The sequence below is a fragment of the Pseudomonadota bacterium genome (genome assembly GCA_008501635.1).
In the GTDB taxonomy this organism is placed as follows: Bacteria; Pseudomonadota; Gammaproteobacteria; order QQUJ01; family QQUJ01; genus QQUJ01.
The window spans coordinates 1-18,706 of record QQUJ01000030.1 but is presented as its reverse complement, the minus strand read 5'-3'; the positions used below and the strand labels follow the sequence as shown (position 1 = coordinate 18,706).

At 53.1% G+C, this 18,706-nt stretch carries 17 protein-coding genes; all 17 read left to right on the top strand.

The window, feature by feature from the left end; translation table 11 throughout:
- The first annotated feature begins 199 nt into the window (after positions 1-199).
- Positions 200-952, top strand: coding sequence for a hypothetical protein (locus DWQ09_17350; GenBank protein KAA3626007.1), 753 nt, complete (start codon positions 200-202; stop codon positions 950-952).
- 401 nt (positions 953-1,353) lie between these two features.
- Positions 1,354-2,697 (top strand): PEP-CTERM-box response regulator transcription factor, encoded by a 1,344-nt coding sequence (prsR, locus tag DWQ09_17345; protein ID KAA3626006.1) that lies wholly within the window; start codon positions 1,354-1,356, stop codon positions 2,695-2,697.
- Positions 2,694-4,265 carry an EpsI family protein gene (gene epsI, locus DWQ09_17340; GenBank protein KAA3626005.1) on the top strand — a complete coding sequence of 524 codons (1,572 nt, stop codon included), beginning with the start codon at positions 2,694-2,696 and terminating at the stop codon, positions 4,263-4,265. The genes prsR and epsI overlap by 4 nt, the downstream gene beginning before the upstream one ends.
- Positions 4,266-4,331: 66 nt before the next feature.
- The gene (locus DWQ09_17335) at positions 4,332-4,958 is read left to right on the top strand and encodes a sugar ABC transporter substrate-binding protein (GenBank protein KAA3626004.1); all 627 of its coding nucleotides are present in this window, start codon (positions 4,332-4,334) and stop codon (positions 4,956-4,958) included.
- 25 nt (positions 4,959-4,983) lie between these two features.
- Complete coding sequence (locus tag DWQ09_17330; protein KAA3626003.1) at positions 4,984-6,573, top strand: lipopolysaccharide biosynthesis protein; 1,590 nt, start codon at positions 4,984-4,986, stop codon at positions 6,571-6,573.
- Positions 6,574-6,576: 3 nt separating this feature from the next.
- A complete protein-coding gene (locus DWQ09_17325; protein KAA3626002.1) occupies positions 6,577-7,428 on the top strand; it encodes a protein tyrosine kinase in 852 nt (283 codons plus the stop codon).
- Positions 7,429-7,444: 16 nt separating this feature from the next.
- The gene (locus DWQ09_17320) at positions 7,445-8,872 is read left to right on the top strand and encodes a TIGR03016 family PEP-CTERM system-associated outer membrane protein (GenBank protein KAA3626001.1); all 1,428 of its coding nucleotides are present in this window, start codon (positions 7,445-7,447) and stop codon (positions 8,870-8,872) included.
- Positions 8,873-8,980: 108 nt separating this feature from the next.
- Complete coding sequence (locus tag DWQ09_17315; protein KAA3626000.1) at positions 8,981-9,886, top strand: DUF3473 domain-containing protein; 906 nt, start codon at positions 8,981-8,983, stop codon at positions 9,884-9,886.
- Between the two features lie 17 nt (positions 9,887-9,903).
- A complete protein-coding gene (gene asnB, locus DWQ09_17310; protein ID KAA3625999.1) occupies positions 9,904-11,886 on the top strand; it encodes an asparagine synthase (glutamine-hydrolyzing) in 1,983 nt (660 codons plus the stop codon).
- Between the two features lie 147 nt (positions 11,887-12,033).
- Positions 12,034-13,596 carry a long chain acyl-CoA synthetase gene (locus DWQ09_17305; protein KAA3626220.1) on the top strand — a complete coding sequence of 521 codons (1,563 nt, stop codon included), beginning with the start codon at positions 12,034-12,036 and terminating at the stop codon, positions 13,594-13,596.
- 178 nt (positions 13,597-13,774) lie between these two features.
- On the top strand, positions 13,775-14,023 hold the full coding sequence (locus DWQ09_17300; GenBank protein KAA3626219.1) for an acyl carrier protein: 249 nt from the start codon (positions 13,775-13,777) through the stop codon (positions 14,021-14,023).
- 8 nt (positions 14,024-14,031) lie between these two features.
- Positions 14,032-15,567: an AMP-dependent synthetase gene (locus DWQ09_17295; protein ID KAA3625998.1), complete on the top strand. Its 1,536-nt coding sequence runs from the start codon at positions 14,032-14,034 to the stop codon at positions 15,565-15,567.
- Between the two features lies 1 nt (position 15,568).
- Positions 15,569-15,985, top strand: a complete 417-nt coding sequence (locus DWQ09_17290; GenBank protein ID KAA3625997.1) for a hypothetical protein — start codon at positions 15,569-15,571, stop codon at positions 15,983-15,985.
- Between the two features lie 41 nt (positions 15,986-16,026).
- Positions 16,027-17,040 carry an NAD(+) synthase gene (gene nadE, locus DWQ09_17285; GenBank protein ID KAA3625996.1) on the top strand — a complete coding sequence of 338 codons (1,014 nt, stop codon included), beginning with the start codon at positions 16,027-16,029 and terminating at the stop codon, positions 17,038-17,040.
- A gap of 19 nt (positions 17,041-17,059) precedes the next feature.
- A complete protein-coding gene (locus DWQ09_17280) occupies positions 17,060-17,653 on the top strand; it encodes a hypothetical protein (protein KAA3625995.1) in 594 nt (197 codons plus the stop codon).
- A gap of 395 nt (positions 17,654-18,048) precedes the next feature.
- Positions 18,049-18,216: a methyltransferase domain-containing protein gene (locus tag DWQ09_17275; GenBank protein ID KAA3625994.1), complete on the top strand. Its 168-nt coding sequence runs from the start codon at positions 18,049-18,051 to the stop codon at positions 18,214-18,216.
- A gap of 152 nt (positions 18,217-18,368) precedes the next feature.
- Positions 18,369-18,706, top strand: a 338-nt coding sequence (locus DWQ09_17270; protein KAA3626218.1) for a transposase, incomplete at its 3' end; no start/stop codon positions are given.

Genomic DNA, 18,706 nt, shown 5'->3' with positions numbered 1-18,706 from the left:
CATCAGTAAGCGTCGTGCCCGATGGATGCAGCGTCAATGATTGATGGTTCTTCGGCCGGAATACAGTTGAAATTTCATCATAAATCTGGGGGCGGAAACACCCAGTGAGCGCGATGGGTTGTTGTAACGCGATTCCCGGGTACCAGTGTCAGATGAGTGGTTGTATGCGGATGCTGAAAAACACGATTACATTACATCGATGCACAAGGAGAGTTCCATGATTTGTCGTAGCAATGGCGCCTCGCTCCTGAGAGCTGCGCTCGTCATGCTGACGTTTGTGGGTTTCGCTATACCATGGGTGACAACCGCTTCAGAAAGAGAGGGGACAATGGGAAGCAAGCCGTGTGAATACGATGTGGTAGTCATAGGGGCATCCTATGCAGCTGGTTGGAAAGTGGAAAATTTGGCGGGGCTGACCTTTGTCAACAAGGGTGTGGGGGGGCAGGAAAGCAACCAGATGCTGGCTCGCTTCGAGCGCGATGTCGTGGCTCTCAAGCCGCGTTATGTCATTATCTGGGGTTTCATTAACGACATATTTCGGGCTGAACGGGCCGATTTGGCGGTACGGGTTGCGGGCACTAAAAACGACCTGAAGGCGATGGTCGAATTAGCCCGGAATAGCGGCATCAAACCGATTCTGGCCACCGAGGTAACAACTGCTGAACCCGCCGGAATAATGAATAGCTTACGCGGATTCATTGGACGGCTGCGCGGAAAGCAGAGTTACGCGCGCTTTGTCAGCAATGAGGTGACGGTGGTGAATGACTGGATGCGTAGCTACGCGAGTGAACATGCCATTCCACTATTGGATATTGAGCGGCTCTTTGCGGATGAAGATGGCTTGCGTAAGCGTGACTATACTGCGGAGGATGGAAGTCACATCACTGAAGCCGGTTATCGGACGCTTACCGGGTATGCTGAAAGACATCTTCCGGAGCTCATCGCAAGGTAGTTGGCGATGTACTTTTACTCCCTGTAAACACATAAGCAAAAAAGTTTGTAACCCACAGAAAAATTGTTATTGAACCGCTGAATGAACAAAGTGTAAAGTAAGCCGTCACTAAATCTCGGGATTTACACGGTAAGTGTAAATAATATGGACATTTTACCGGATGAATCGGAGTGAAATTCATTCCGGTCATCGCGGTGCAGGAACGATCTTGGGGCAGCAAGGATGAGTGAGGGTGTATTGAATCAAAGGCGCCCCGTGGAAAATTGGGGGGAAGCACTCCTAGCGAGGAGTGGAGGACGGGCAGCGGGCAAGCCTGCAGTATCGCTACGTGCGCAAAATCACTCTGATCAACAACACCTTATCCTTTGGGTCAACCATGAAACTGAGGGGCGGGTGTAGCCATGCATCGTCTTCTGGTCATCGATGACGATGAGGGGCTATGCAAGCAACTCAAATGGAGTTTTGACGGAATCCAGGTTCAAACGGCATCTGATCGCAGCAGTGGAATCTCGGCAATCGAGGTGTACGACCCCCATGTGGTTTTATTGGATCTGGGATTACCGCCGGATCCGGGAAACGCAAGCGAAGGTCTTGCAGCACTTCAACAGATTCGTGAACTCGCGCCCAACACCAAAGTAATCGTCGTCACCGGCAGCGACTCTCGCGATCACGCGCTGTCGGCCATCTCGATGGGTGCCTACGATTATCACCAGAAGCCGGTTGATCCCGATCTGTTGAGAACTGTCGTGGAGCGCGCACTCTATCTCTATGAGATCGAAGCGGAGAATCGCCGACTCGCGGAGAACAAACCGGCATCACCACTAAAGGGAATAGTGGCCGGAAGTCCTGAGATGACGAGGGTCTGCGAGCTTGTGGAGCGGGTCGCCCCTGCCAACGCGACTGTTCTGCTAATCGGCGAAAGCGGCACCGGAAAGGAACTCTTTGCCCGCGCCATGCATGATCTCAGCCCTTTTGCGTCAGGTCGTTTTATCGCCATCAACTGTGCCGCGATCCCGGAGCAGCTGCTGGAGAGCGAGTTGTTCGGTCACGAAAAAGGCGCCTTTACCGGTGCCATCAAGCGAACCCCGGGAAAAATAGAACTGGCCCATGAGGGAACCCTGTTTCTTGACGAAATTGGGGATCTGCCGGCTGCGCTTCAAGCCAAGTTGTTGCGATTTCTTCAGGAGCGCGTGATCGAGCGCGTGGGCGGGCGACAGGAGATCCCCGTCGAAACCCGGGTGCTTTGCGCCACTCATCGTGATCTCAAAGAGATGATTGCCGAAGGGGAATTCCGGGAAGATCTCTACTATCGGTTGTCCGAGGTCTCAATACCCATCCCTCCACTGCGAGAGCGACAAGGCGACGTGGTTATGCTGGCGAGGAGTTTTCTCGCCCAACACGCGGCGGACATGCATCGCTCACTGGCGGGATTCACCGCCGAGGCACTGCGAGCGATGGAGGGGTACGCCTGGCCAGGCAATGTCCGCGAATTGGATAATCGTGTCAAACGCGCGGTGATTATGACCCAAGGCCCGGATATTACACCCGAAGACCTTGAGCTTCGGGCAGCCAGTGCGACCCAGGAATCCCTGGATCTGCGCTCTGTCAGGCAGGCTGCGGAAGGAAGGGCACTGCGTAAAGCGCTGGATTACAGTCAGGGCAACATTTCTCGAGCGGCTGAGTTGCTTGGAGTGACACGGCCGACGCTTTATGAGTTGATGCGTCGCCTCGGAGTCGAGCGGTGAATGCCACAACGGCCAATTTGGTGCTGCAATCACGATCTGCGCCGATCGCGGTGCTGGCCGCTTTGGTGCTGCTCACCGCCGTTGCGTATCGGGATACGTTGGCTGGTCTGATTGAGTTGTGGCTCTCGAGCGATACCGTCGACTACTCTCACGGCAGTCTGTTGCTCGTCCTGTCACTGTTGCTCGCGGGTCGCACGGTTTGGCGTGAGCCTGATGCATTCGGTATTCGCCCCAATCTGCCGGGGGCTGCCGCACTGGTGACGACCGCTCTCATCTGGGGAGTTTCTTCGCTGCTTCTGATTGAAGTGGGTGCCCGTTTGGCGTTTTGGCTTTTATTCCCCTCCCTGGTTCTTGCGGTATCTGGCTGGCACAGCGTACGTCGGCTCTGGCTGCCTCTGGTGCTGCTGGTGTTCGGAATACCCGTGTGGTCGGTATTTAACGAGCCATTGCGTCTCGGCACCGCTCACGTTGTTACCTGGCTCTTGGGTTTCGGTGGGATCACAGCCCTTCTGGAGGGAAGCACCATTACGCTGTCAGTGGGGAAATTCTATATCGCGGACAATTGCACGGGTATGCGTCAACTGGTGGTGGCTATGCCCCTGGCGTTGCTTTTCGCTGGATGGACGGGGCTGCGCGTCGGGCCGGGTATCCTGTTGTTCGCCAGCGCCGTCGGCATGTCCTTTCTTTTGAATGTGATACGTATCCTCATCGTGGTAGTCGCCGGTGCAATGACAGATATGCAGCACTATTTTGTCAAGGAAGACCACGTTTCCCTGGGATGGATGTTGTTCGGAGTCGGAATGCTGGTTTTCTTCCTGGCTGCCAGCCACCTCATGCCGCGGCGATGGTTAGTGACTGGTGAGGGCACTGCAAAGAAAAACAAGGCTCCGCCTGCCCGCGCCTCAATGGGTCTGGTGGTAGGTATGGCGATGGCAGCTGCCCTGTTAGTCCCGGTTGGCGTATCCGTCTTGATGGCAGCCCCTGTGGTTGCGGCAGACCGTGTGTTGGCCCCGCCTTCCCGATTGGGTGAGTGGGTATCATTTGAAACCCGGGAGGTACATAGGAGTGGTGGCAGATTTACCGGTGCAGACGATGAGATTACCGGTACCTATATCAATAGCGGTGATCGGCCTGTACTTGTGCAGATTGCTCTATATTACTCTCAGCGGCCCGGCCACGAAGCCGTTGCGTGGGTCAATTCCCCCTTCGACTCGGAGAGTTGGCGGTTCCTATCCGACGAGTATCGGCAAATCGAAGCAGGAGATACAGTGATCCCAATAAGGGAGATCCTGGTCGCCTCGCCATCCGGTCAACGTCGGGTTATCTGGACCTGGTATCGTGTGGCGGGTAACAACGCCGCTGTGGCCACGAATGCAAAGTTGCTTGGATTGCGCGGTTTGATCTGTGGGCGAACCGACGCGGCATCGATTGTGGTCACCACTGTCGGCCCTGCAGAGGCGGCGGACAGTCGCAAAACATTGCAGGCGTTTCTCGCTGGTGCTGAGCCAACTCTCATGCGACAGTTGGAACATGCGATTGGTAATGCGGCTGCCCAATCCTGGTGTTAGTGATGCATTCAGTGGGCTTGCGGCTATGACCGAAACAGGGTGTGCCTGGTCGGATTTGTTAGGAGGATGATCATGAGTGTCGTACAAATCGCGGAAAGAGGTTTGATTGTAGGTATGGTGGTGCTTCTGGCCGCCTGCGCAGGGGCGCCGGAGTTGCCTGCGATCTCGGCGTCGCCGACGCCCAGCGAGTCAAGCTACACGATTGGCCCAGGTGATCAATTGAATGTATTTGTCTGGGGGAACACAGATCTCTCGGTTACTGTGCCGGTACGTCCGGATGGCAGGATAACAACCCCGTTGGTGGAAGACGTGCAGGCGGCTGGTAAAACCCCAACGGAACTGGCGCGGGATGTTGAGAGTCGTCTCTCGCGCTACGTGAAAAATCCCATCGTCACTGTTACTGTCAACAGTTTCGTCGGTAGTTCCAGTGAGCAGATTCGCGTCATTGGCCAGGCTGCCCAACCTCGCTCTATCCCCTTTCGCGTCAACATGACGGTTCTGGATGTAATCATCGCAGTCGGAGGATTGACAGAGTTTGCGGCGGGCAATCGCGCGACCATTGTGCGCGGTCCCCAGGGACAGCAGAAATCGTTTCGGGTTCGCCTGGAAGATCTATTGGAGAAGGGTGATATCTCCGCCAATGTCGTGATGCAGCCCGGTGATATTTTGATAGTCCCAGAGTCCTGGTTCTGAGGTAGATAGCGAACGGATACCCGCGATGCAGCAGCTTATCGAACAGTTACTGGTCTATATACGCGGAATGTGGCGCTTCCGCTGGGTTGCGTTGGTGACAGCGTGGCTGATTTGTGTGCTCGGTTGGTACGGGCTCGCCAAGGTGCCCAATGTTTATGAATCGGAAGCCGTGGTCTATGTCGATACGGCGTCATTGTTACGCCCTCTGCTGCGGGGGTTGACGGTCGATGTGGATGTGTCTCAGAAACTTGGGCTGATGTCGCAACACCTGCTTAGCCGCCCAAATCTCGAACAGGTGATGCGCACAACGGATCTCGATCATGATGTCAAGACGCAGAATGAATTCGAAGCGGTACTTGGCGAACTGCAACGCAATATTTCGTTGCAGCAATCTCATGCAGTACGGCCATCGCGTCCCAGCAGCCCGGATCTGTATACCATCTCGGCTCGCCACAACAATGCGGAAACGGCACGACGGATAGTGCAGGCTTTGCTCGATGCGTTTGTAAAGGACGCAGCCGGTGATCAGCGCACACGTTCTGAGACGGCGCAGCAGTTCCTCGATCAACAGATCAAAGAGTATGAGTCACGGCTGACAGATGCCGAAAAACGTTTGCAAGAGTTCAAACGGCAGAACATCAATTTGTTGCCGGAGCAGGAAGCTAGTTTCTATCAACGGCTGCAAGCAGCACGAACCAATCTTGAGGGCGTGGAGCTGGCATTACGCGAAGCCAGCTTTCGCAGGCAGGCTCTACAGCAACAGTTGCAGGGCACACCATCGGGACAACGCGCAGTGACCGCCGAGGGCACTCTTGCACAGACACCTACCGAGGAGCGTTTGTTGGCGTTGCAGCGCCGCCTGGATGAGTTGTTGTTGCGTTATACCACGGAACATCCGGATGTCATCGAGGCACAGCGCAGCATAGAGCAGTTGGAGACGCAGCGGATCCACGAAGAGCAGTCCATAGCACAAGGTACCGCCGGCAGTGGATCGATACCGAATCCACTCTACCAGCAGTTGCGCGCATCACTGGGCGGAGTAGAGGCAGAAATAGCCGGATTGCAGGTAAGACGCCAGGAGTTTGCATCCAGAGTGGAAAACCTTCAACGCCAGATCGAGACGCTGACCAAAGTGGAAGCAGAGCTGCAAACCCTGAACCGCAATTACCAGATCTATCGCGATCAATACAATTCTTTGGTAACCCGGCGCGAATCGGCCCGGATCTCAGAGGATGTCGAACAGAGTGGTGAGGACGTCAAGTTTCAGATTATCAATCCGCCGCGTACCCCGGTAAAAGCCATTTCACCGCCCCGATTGCCATTGACGGCAGGAATTCTCGTGGCGGGCGTTGGTGGGGGTATCGGTGTAGCATTCGCGCTTTCGCAATTATGGCCGGTAATCTATGGGCGCCGAATGTTGCGTGAAGTATCGGGCCGACCGGTTTTCGGCGGTGTATCACTAGTGGTTTCCAGAGGTGCGTCAATAAAAAGAGGCTTGGCCAACACGGCGCTGGTGTTCTGTGCACTGCTGATCGTTCCAGCGTTTGGACTGGCTGCGTACATGCAGATAACCGGCCTGGACTTGCTTGCTATAGTTCAGCGGCTGGGAGGCTAAGAAATGGCGGATCTCTTCGAACGTGCGATACAAAAGCTTGAAAACGCTTCGATGCAAGACAGATTAGTGCCTGCGAGGCGCATGAGATCAAGCAACGAGAAACCAGCCACGCAAAGCGAGTTTGTACTGAATTTTAGTGAGCTCAAGAAAAGGGGATTTTTGACTCCTGGAAGCATGCAGAGTCGCACTGCGGAGGAGTACCGAATAGTCAAGCGCTTGCTGCTTATGAGTGCCCTGGGCAAGGGAGCACCGCTGGTCGAACGTGGGAACGCGGTTGTTGTTACCAGCGCGTTGGAAGGCGAAGGTAAGACATTCACATCATTGAATCTGGCGATCAGCATTGCCCAGGAACAGGACAGCACGGTGCTCTTGGTAGACTCGGATTTGAGTCGTCGATCGATGAGTCACTTGTTCAATGCCACTGAAGCGAAAGGATTGACAGACCTGTTGGCCGATCCGGAGATGGATCTAAGCGAGGTGATTGGCAAGACCAATGTGGAAAAACTGCGTTTCATACCGGCCGGAACGACTAAGCACAACACAACGGAGCTCCTGTCAAGCGAGCAGATGGATCGTGTGGTAATCGAGCTGGTGAACAGGTATGAGGACCGGATAATTCTTTTCGACTCCACGCCATTACTCGCTACCAGCCAGGCAGTCGTCATGGCTCAGTTGGTAGGCCAGGTCCTGATGATCGTGAATGAGGGGTTTACCACCCAGACTACACTTCGGGAAGCAATTGCGCTCATCGATGATGATAAATTGGTGGGGATGGTGCTAAACCGTTGTAAAGGCGCGAGGGGTAGTTCTACCTACGGAGGTTACTATGGTCCGGCCAATGAACTCAACGAATGATGGTGGAGAAGAGAATATGAACGCGACACCACGTGTCCAATCTTTTCCCTTTACGCACTCAGGGCTGCTGGCGTTCGCGCTGCTGACTGGATTGGCGCCGTTGGCTGCGCAGTCGGCGGACTGGCGAATAACACCCAGCGTCACTTTGGGACTTGGCCATTCCGATAACATAAATCTTGCCACTCCCGGCAATGAGGTGTCGGATCGAGTGCTGGAGGTCACGCCTGGTATAGACGCCTCATACGACGGACCACGCTTTGAAACCGACATTACCTACCGCCTTCAAGCTCTCGACTACCGTGATGATTCGAGTTTGGACGAAACCTATCATCAGTTGGCCGGTCGTGCGACGGCCTGGTTGGTGCCCGACACTTTTTCGCTCGACGCGCTGCTGTCCGTGCGCCAACAGGTGATCGATACCACAGCACCCATTCCCACGAGCAACATAGCAGGAAGTGGTAACCTTACCGATGAGAATACCGCCTATCTAAGCCCGCGGTGGACGTTCCGCGTCTCGGAACGGGCGCAGGCAGACCTGCGCTATGCCACCAGCAGGATCGACTATGATGATGCTTCGTTGACTGACAGTACTCAGGAGGCGATAGCAGCCGTCGTTGAAAGCACCTCCCAACCAGGACACCTCTATTGGGCCGCTAAGTACCGCCAGTCACGGATCGATTTCGATAGTCAGGAGGAGATTCGTTTCGAACAAGGAACGCTGGAAGTCGGCATTCCCGTGTTTGCCCGCTCACGGTTCATCGTGCTTGTCGGCGACGAGAAAAACACCTTTCGACTCTCCGATGGTAGCGATGCGCCGGACGATAGCTACTGGATGGTGGGACTGCGCTCCCAGCATGCGGAGCGGTATCAATTGGAAGTGCTCGCGGGCGAGCGCGTTTTCGGCAATACCGCCTCGCTACGCTGGTTACAGCAGGGTAGACGCTGGAGAACAGAAGCCCTCTATACCGAAGACTACATAACGTATGCAGAAACCCGATTGGAGATCGACCCGCGAGATCCTGAATCGATTCTGCCCGGGCCGGGCCTGGGCGGTGTGGCGCCGGAGGTCTATCTGCGCGAGCGCGCGCAAATTGGCGCAACACTTGAGCGTCCGAAGACCACATTCCGAGTCAGCGTTTACGATGAAGATCGTAGTTATCAAACAAGCAACAATCGCGAAAGCCTCAAAGGTATGGAGTTGAGTGTCATCTGGCGGGCGGGATCACTGACGACCTTCAGTCTAAGCGGTGGACGTCAGGAGAATCAGCTTGCGGGTACCAATGCCACCGACGAACTCAAACGGGTGAATCTGGGCGTCGAACGCCGATTCGGACGACGGGTGCAAGGTAATTTCTATTTGCGACGAGCAGATCAATCATCTGACGTTTCAACGCGGGAGTATGTCGAAAACTCGGCGACTTTGAGTGCAACTCTTACATTCTGATGCGCGCCCGAAGGTTCGTCTAATGTCATTGAACTGCTTTGAATATTGCAGAATGCGGAGTCGCCTTTTGCATTGCATAGGCATCCGAAACCCAATGCGCCAGTAGTAATGTCCACCAACGCCACTAACCAATCACAACTCAACGCACTCACAGTCGATGTTGAGGATTACTATCATGTTGCAGCCTTCAGCGATGTGATCAATCCTGCCGAGTGGCAGGAAATGGAATCGCGCGTCGAATCAAATACTCATCGTCTGCTTGATCTTTTTGATGAGGATGGGATCAAAGCCACCTTCTTTGTACTGGGTTGGGTCGCAGAGCGACATCCCTCGCTGGTGCGAGAGATTGTCGACCGGGGTCACGAACTGGCCTGTCATGGCTATAGCCATCAGCTGATTTTCTTGCAGAACATAGATGTATTCAGAGAAGAGACTCAGCGTGCCAAGTCCATACTTGAACAGACTGCACAAAAAGCAGTATTTGGTTACCGTGCGGCCAGTTATTCGATTACCCAGAGTTCACAGTGGGCCTTGGATACCCTGGTGGAGTGTGGGTTCCTGTATGACTCCAGCATCTTTCCGGTGCGCCATGATCGGTACGGTATACCTGGCGCTGCCCGATGGCCGCACCACATGAAAACCCCTGCCGGCAAGGAGATTGTCGAGTTCCCCCTTTCCACGATCAGATGGTCCGGCATGACGATACCAATCGCTGGAGGCGGTTACTTCAGAATCTATCCCTACGCGTTTTCCAGATGGGGACTTGGCAGCATCAACAAACGTAATGCCATGCCATTTGTTTTTTACCTCCATCCCTGGGAACTCGACCCTGGGCAACCCCGCATTAGAGCAGGTACGCTTTCGCGGTTTCGTCACTATCACAATCTTCAGCTCTGCGAATCAAGATTGAGAAGATTACTGAAAGACTTTCGTTTTGCTCCAATGAAGAATGTTCTGGAACAGCTTGAGCTGTTTCCCGAGAAGACGCCTGCAAATACAAAGGCGGTAGCTTAGCCTCAGGAGAGAGACCAGTGTGCGGCATTGCGGGCATTCTCAATTTACAGGAGCTGCCTCCCGTAGAGCATCGGGAACTGCAGGCCATGGTGCATTTATTGCACCATCGAGGCCCCGATGGAACCGGGTATTATCGTGACGGAGCGATAGGACTCGGGCACGCCCGTCTCAGCATTATCGATCTCGAGGGAGGGAAACAGCCCATCCATAACGAGGATGAATCTGTCTGGGTGATTTTCAATGGGGAGATATTCAACTACGTAGAGTTACGTGCCGAGCTCACTGCCCGCGGTCATCATTTCTATACCCAGTCCGATACAGAGGTATTGGTTCACCTCTACGAAGAGTATGGGGATGATTTTGTCCATCATCTCAATGGGCAATTTGCCATTGCACTGTGGGACGTGGAAAAACGTCGTTTGGTTCTTGCCCGGGATCGTGCTGGAATATTACCGCTTTTTTTCTCGAAGAAAGCGGGACGATTGGTTTTTGGTTCCGAGATCAAAGCGATTTTAGCAGTATTCGACACAGCTCCAGAACTAAATGCAAAGTCGTTGGACCAGTTGATGACCTTTTGGTCTCCGATCAGCCCAAATACAGTGTTCGAAGGTGTGGAAGAAGTGGCGCCTGGTGAAATGGTGATAGCCGAGCGTGGACGTATTAGCCGCAAATGTTACTGGGAATGGACCTTTCCGGAGGACGGTCGTTACCGTGAGGGGGCGGACACCGAACTTGCGGAGGAGTTGCTAGCGTTGTTGGTGGATGCTACGCGTATTCGGTTGCGCGCGGATGTCCCGGTAGGAGCATACCTTTCAGGTGGGCTCGATTCATCGGCCCTGGTTGCGTTGATTCATCATTTCGGGAATGCATCATTGCGCACCTTTTCTATTGGATTTGATGACAAAGGGTTGGACGAGAGCGGTTACCAGCAGCAAATGATCGAGCATGTCAATGCCAACCACAGCAGGGTGCACTGCGACGCAAAATCCGTAGGGGAAGCATTTTTTCATACTATTTTGCATACCGAGATGCCCGTGCTGAGAACGGCACCGGTACCCATGGGCATGCTTTCCGGTTTGGTTCATGAGCAGAACTATAAGGTGGTGTTGACCGGAGAAGGCTCGGATGAGGTGCTTGGAGGCTACGACATATTCAAGGAAGGCAAGATACGAGGTTTTTGGGCGAAACAACCGGAGTCGAGCTGGCGCCCGACGTTGTTGAAGCGGCTCTATCCGTATCTGAATATTACGCAAGCACAGGGGCTGACCTACTTAAAGAATTTTTTTGGAGTGGCATTGGATCAGCCGGATTCGCCATTTTTCAGTCACTTTACCCGGTGGCAAACCACGGCCCAGTGCAAAACGTTTTTCTCTGACCAATTGAACGACCGATTGAAAGAGGATGCGATTGAGTGCCTCAAACAACAGCTACCCGCGGGAATTGAGAAGTGGCACCCCTTCAACCGCGCCCAGTACATAGAGTCAAAGACGCTGATGGCGGGTTATCTGCTCTGCGCTCAGGGCGATCGCATGTTGATGGCCAACTCGGTGGAAGGTCGTTTCCCGTATCTCGATCACCGCGTGATAGAGTTCGCCAATACACTTCATCCAAAGCACAAAATGCGGGTTCTGAACGAAAAGTTTTTACTCAAACTGAGTACACGTCGTTTCCTCCCGCGAGGAATCACGGAACGACCGAAGCAGCCTTACCGTGCTCCCGATATTCCTGCGTTTTTCAGTGGGGGAAATACCGATTACGTTGCTGAACTGCTGAGCCCGGAAACCGTATCGCGGTACGGCTATTTCGATGCAGCAAAAGTCGGACGACTGCATCGAAAAGTTCAAAAAGGTCGTGCCATCGGTCATAAAGACAACATGGCGCTGGTTGGTATTCTTTCGACTCAGTTGTGGCACTACCATTTCGTCGAATCGTTTCACAGGAATTTCAAGAGTAAAAATTCAGCCGAAACAATGAGACCAATGACGGTATTGGGAGCGTGAAGCGATTGTTGTGCCTCACACTGTTTGCAGTAAATGGGCAGACAGTTTCCACTGTGAAGAACAGAGTGAAGCTCCGCGCGCTTACAAATGCAAAAGGATGAACCAAAAGGACTGCGTAGGACAAATATGCACCAACTCGATTCTTTCATAACGGGAAAGCAACAGAACCTGCTTCACGAGGCGCTGCAGCATTGGGCCCGCGCCGAGGCGGACAAAACAGCGATAATCGTTGCCGGTGAGCCGTATACCTACAGGGACCTCGATGAATGCTCCACCAGCCTTGCTGCGGGGCTACTACAGAGAGGTTTACGGCGTGGCGATCGCGTAGCGATCTTCATGGAGAACAGTTGGCACTGTGTCGTTGCCATCTATGGAGTTCTTAAAGCGGGGGGTGTCTTTGTGGTGATCAACCCGCAGACAAAGGGAGAAAAGCTGGCGTTCATTCTGAACGATTGCTCGGTGCGGCACCTGCTGGCTGAATATCAACTCGCACCTGTGTACAAGCAGGCACTGTCTCATTGCACAACACTGACTCATCTCATTGTGTCGGGAGGCAATAAAACCGCGACACCAGGTGCGGACGGAGCGCCAGAATACGAACATATTGAAGAGCTTCTGGAGAGCAAAGAGAACAAGTCAACGATGGCCACTATTATCCCGCTCGACTTGGCCGCCTTGATCTATACATCGGGCAGTACCGGTCATCCAAAAGGAGTCATGCAAACTCATCAATCCATGCTTTTCACAGCCAAAAGCATTATCGAGTACTTGCGCATGGATTCGAACGATGTCGTCGTCAACGTGTTACCGCTGGCATTTGATTACGGACTCTATCAGTTGCTCATGTGTATACAGCTGGGTGCGACGCTGGTGCTTGAGCGTTCCTTTACCTATTACCTGGATGTGCTTCAGCGAGTCCAGAATTACGAAGTGACGACCTTCCCCGGGGTGCCAACGATATACTCAATGATTATCGCTGCACACGCAAGAAACCCGCTCTGTTTTCCCAACGTAACTCGTATAACCAATACCGCGGCGGCGTTACCGGTCGAACATATCCCGCGCCTGAGGGGGTTTTTTCCAAATGCGCTGATATACAGCATGTACGGTCTGACGGAATGCAAGCGCGTCAGTTATCTCGAACCGGAAATGATCGAAAAGAAACCAGGTTCTGTCGGCAAGGCTATCCCGGGTACCGAAGCTTATGTTCTGGATTCCACGGGCGTTCTAGTGCGCCCGGGCGAACGGGGAATCCTCCATGTCCGGGGACCACATATTATGCGCGGCTATTGGGATAGACCCGAAGAAACTTTAGAGATGCTCGTCGATGGAACGATACCGGGGGAAAAGGTGCTCCGAACCGGGGATTGGTTCCACATGGACGAAGAAGGCTATCTGTATTTCGAAGGCCGCAGTGACGACATTATCAAATGTCGCGGAGAAAAGGTCAGCCCTTTGGAAATAGAATTTACCCTCTGCAACATCCCCGGAGTGGCGGAAGCGGCAGTAATAGGCGTAGAGGATGAAACACTTGGTCAGGCCATCCTCGCCTACGTTGTGGAGGAAGGCAGCGTCAAACTGGAAACACGTACTCTGAAGTGCGAATTAGCCAAGAAACTGGAAAGTTTTATGATACCTCGGGATATAATAATCACCGAAAGGTTGCCGATTAACCAGAATTACAAGATCAGTAAAAAGGAGCTTGTATAAATATATGGGGTTCCCCGGCTTGGCGTCTTTCGTCAGGTTGCTGATAGTGCGCTGAAGTAATTGGCTCCGGACGGCCAAGCGTGCGCCCAGATGCCATCGACACTTATCAGATGCACGAGCAGCATTCCGAGAGAAGCCGAATAACTTTGAATAAATGAACACAGATGTGAGGATGGAAATGGCGGTCAGAGAACAATTGCGGTCTTATATTCTTGAGAACTTCCTGTTTACAGATGACCCATCGGCTCTCGTAGATAGTGATTCGTTTCTACAGAAAGGAATTATAGATTCCACTGGAATTATGGAAGTCATTTTCTTTCTGGAGGACGAACTGGGGATTCAGGTGGCCGATACGGAAATGGTACCGGAAAACTTGGATTCCGTAGACAATCTCGTGGCATTTGTCGGCCGCAAGAAAGCAGCCTAGTCTGTGTCATGTCGCAATCCGTAGTTCATGCACTACAAAATAATTCCCGTGCATATCATGAGCGAATAGCTGTGGTATTGCGAGGGAACAAAACAACGTATGACGATCTGTGGCGGCAGGCGCAATGCTTCTCCATCTACCTGAAAGACCGAGGCCTGAAACAAGGCGACCGCGTAGCGCTATTGCTCGAAAATTCTCCTGAATACATAGCAGCTTACTACGGTACTCTTGCGGCGGGTGGCGTGGTGGTGGCGTTGAACATGCTCGCAAAGGCGCGTGATCTCACAAATTGGATAAATCACTGTGGTGCTAGCTGGGTTGTCGCCCAAAGAAACCACCCGGAATTTCAGGTGCTGACGGGTGAAGGGAAAGAGCTATCGCACGGGATTTCAGTAGGGGAAGGCCCCCCCCGGGAGGGCATCAATTCAGTTGCATCGTGGAATGATATTATCGCATCGCGACCTGCGCATGATCATCTTCCTGTCGGATGTCGGCCGGAAGATCTAGCGGCAATTATTTACACATCGGGCACGACTGGCCGACCCAAAGGCGTGATGTTGAGCCATGGCAATTTGGTGGCTCTTGTGAAATCTGTCTTAAGCTACCTGGAGCTGACATCAGACGATAGCATCCTAAATGTACTACCTTTCTACTACTCATATGGGAACTCAATACTTCACACCCATATTTGGGTAGGCGCGCGGTTGGTGCTTGAGAACAGCCTGATGTACCCGCAGAGCGTCTTGGCGAAAATTGGGGAAGAACGCGTAACGGGTTTTTCGGGGGTACCTTCAACCTACTATCTGCTGCTAGCGCGAACCAGTATGGCCGATTTTGATTGGAGCAGCGTCCGATATCTGACTCAGGCCGGTGGAGCTATGGTACCCAACGCTATTGGTCAGGTGCGATCCGCTGTTCCTACCGCGAAATTCATTGTCATGTATGGCCAAACCGAGGCGACTGCACGACTCACATACCTACCCTCAGAGCGTTTAGACCAAAAGCTGGGTAGCGTCGGTATTGCGATACCCGGTATCGAACTTCGAATAGTCGATGAGAAGGATCGTCCTGTGGCGCAGGGAACCGTAGGCGAGGTTTGTGCCAGGGGCGAACACATAATGCAGGGTTATTGGGAAGACCCAGAGATTACCGATAAGGTAATCCGCGGTGGCTGGTTGCATACGGGCGACCTGGGTTATTTTGACGACGAGGGGTACCTAACTATTGTTGGTAGAGCTACCGACATGATCAAGACCGGTGCCAATCGCATCAGCCCCAACGAGATAGAAGAGATTGTCGGCGAACTGGAAGAAGTCGCGGAATCGGCAGCGGTTGGTATACACGATGATCTGCTCGGACAGGTTATTCGTGTTGTCATTGTGACCAAACCTGGGAAGAAGCTGACGGTAAGACAGGTGCAAGCTTACTGCAAACGGCATTTAGCGACCTACAAAGTGCCGCGGGAAGTATGTTTTACCGATAAGCTACCTCGTACTGGCTCTGGCAAGCTGCGTCGGTTCATGCTGGTTGAGAGGCAGAGTTGAGATGCAATTGGATCACGTATGTATCGCCGTACGTAACCTCGACCATGCGACTAAGCGCTTATGCGAGTTGTTCGGCTATCGTGTCAAGACCGACAAAGTGACTAATTCACGTCAGGAAGTAAACATACAGTTCCTGGTTAAAGAGGATTCCCTGGATATCAAGCTGATAGAACCTTCGCATCGCGACTCCCCCCTAGTAGACTTCCTGAAGCGAGGAGAGGGCTTGCACCATCTGTGCTTTAAAGGCGGAGATACTGTCGCCGAAGTTCAGGCCTTGGCTGCAAAAGGCGCCCGTGTCCTGGCTGCGCCTCAGCCAGGCGAAGCCTTTGACGATGCCTTGATCGCTTTCGTCTACGCCGGCATGGGTCTAAACGTGGAAGTAATCGATACCGACAAACGCCGCGGGTTGCGGGACTGAGTCGATTCCCAAGCCCCATTTGGCACCCAGGAGCATCATTGATGAGTAGCGTAACTCAAGCCCTGTCACGCGACGTCCTCAACCTCGACTTGGAAGCAGAGCACCAGCGCATCGCCGAACTCATGCGAGAAATCCTGCGCAAGGACCTGCGTCGGCGCGGCTTTGTCATCGCTATGTCCGGCGGTATCGACAGTTCGGTGTGTGCCGCACTGGCCGTGTCCGCTGTTGGCCGGGACAAGGTTTTCGGTCTGCTGCTGCCGGAACAGGATTCCTCGTCATTCTCCGGCGAACGCGGCGAGGTACTGGCCAAGCACCTGAGCATCGAATACCGGGTGGAAAATATCGCACCTGCTCTGGAGGCCATCGGCTGCTACCGCTGGCGCGATGAGGCCATACAGCGTACTTTCCCCGATTACAGTCCCGGCTGGAAAAACAAAATCGTCATCGCCGGTGGCCTGGAAGGACAGATCAACCACTTCAAACTGGTGGTACAAAACTTGAATGGAGAGTTGCAGGAAAAGCGTCTGGGACTGAAGGAGTACTTGCAGATCGTCGCCGCAACCAATTTCAAACAGCGCATACGTAAAACCATGGAATATTTTCATGCCGATCGGCTTAACTATGCTGTAATTGGAACGCCCAATCGTCTCGAATACGACCAAGGGTTCTTCGTAAAGAACGGAGATGGTTCGGCGGACATCAAACCTATCGCACATCTCTATAAGACTCAGGTCTATGCGATGGCTCGGTATCTGCAATTACCGGAAGAGATTTGTAATGCTACGCCGACAACGGATACCTACAGCATGCCACAGGGGCAGGATGAGTTTTATTTTGCGCTTCCGTATCACCAAATGGATCTGGCGCTTTGGGCGAAGAATCACGGCTTATCAGCAGCGATACTAGCAGAGGCACTAGAAATCACCGAGCAACAGGCCGAGTGGGTATACCACGACATCGAGGCCAAACGGCGCACTAGCCGTTATTTGCATGTCCGACCGTTGCTTGTGGAAGATCTCCCTGAGTTACAGTTAGCCCCTGTTCGCTCCGATTAACGCGCAGGTGAAGAATTCAATGAAGGTCGGCCTTTTGCGCAGGGCCCATCAACGCTCGCGGGCGTGGATCGCGCTCTACGGAGCTCGCATCCAATCCAAAGAGCGGGCGCGACAGCTGGTATTTCGTCGGGTTCTCGTGCTTTGCTATGGAAATATCTATCGTAGCCCACTAGTGGCCATGTTGCTTCGCAACGCAATTGGCAACCGCATAGGCATGGAGATTCGCTCGGCGGGATTTTTTGGGCAATCGGGGCGCGTCTCGCCTGGAGATTATGTGGAATACGTTCGAAACCGGACTGGGTGGGATCTACAAGGACACCGATCGCATACGGTAAGTCGTGAGGATCTCGAGTGGGCGGATTCAATAATCATCATGGATCGCCATAACTGGCACTCGGTTGCGCGCGCAGCTCCGAATTGCACATCCCGTGTAATCTGGCTAGGTGCATTTCTCCCGTCCGGCTCACCTGAAATCGTAGATCCCTACGGGAGGTCAGAATTGGAGCTCCATGAGAACGTTGACCGACTTATTGTCGCGAGCACAGTTTTGGCGGAGCACATTGTGCAAACATATGAGACGCGTGCACACGCATCTATAGAAAGGGAAGAATGACGACCTCTGAAGACAAGAATTCTTGTGAAGGTAGCACGGCTCATTCGTCCGAGGCGCGACCAGAACTACGCTGAAAGAAGGTCCGGTAAACGATAGCTGGGCAAGCTGATTTCGGACATCTGCTAAAGAGCGGTTCCTTCGCTCGGCAATCGATAGGATTATTGCACTGATATGTGCATCGAAATATGAGCGAATACTGGATGCCTGTTGCGGGGGTGATACCAAGAGCCTGATCCTCGCTGAAAGAGGGCTAGACGTTACGGCCACTGACTTTTCCGACTACGTACTGGAGAAGGCATATATCGCGGCAGACAATTAAGGGTCTTTCGGGGAAAATGCGTTTCTTGAGGGAAAATTGACTATCTCTAAGCTTCCCAGATGGTAAGTTTCCCTATGTGCTCTGTTGGGGAGCCATAATGCACATTCCTGATTTTGAGTATGCGCTTGATGAGCTTACGAGAGTAGTGAAACCGAATGGATACCTAGTGCTTAGTGAAGTCAATATATACTCGATACAATCTCTTTTCCTCCGAGGGCTGAAGAGGGTGCTGCACAGGCGTTGAGCGGAGATCGTAAGAGACGTGATTGGTCTTGAATACTGGAAGAAGACAGAATCAGGTCTTTTAATGACACGACTGACTAATATTTAGGGCATCTCTGATTAAGTCCCAAAGTTTGCGACAATACACGCATTATTTGGAACCGGTAGAAAACGATGAAACAGCAAACATTTGCCGCGGGGGAATTTGAGCAATTTCGAAAACCAACCCGGCGAGAGAAGTTTCTCTCGGAGATGGATGCTGTGGTTCCATGGGATCAGCTTTGTGAGCTCATCGAACCCCACTACCCCAAAGCGGGAAACGGGCGCCCCCCCATTGAACTGGAACGGATGTTGCGCATCTACTTCCTCCAACACTGGTTCAACTTGTCGGATCCAGGCGCCGAGGAAGCGTTGTATGAATCTCGCTCCATGTGTCTTTTCGCCGGCATTGACCTTGGGCGTGAGCCGGTTCCCGACGAGACGACGATTCTCAATTTTCGTCATCTGCTGGA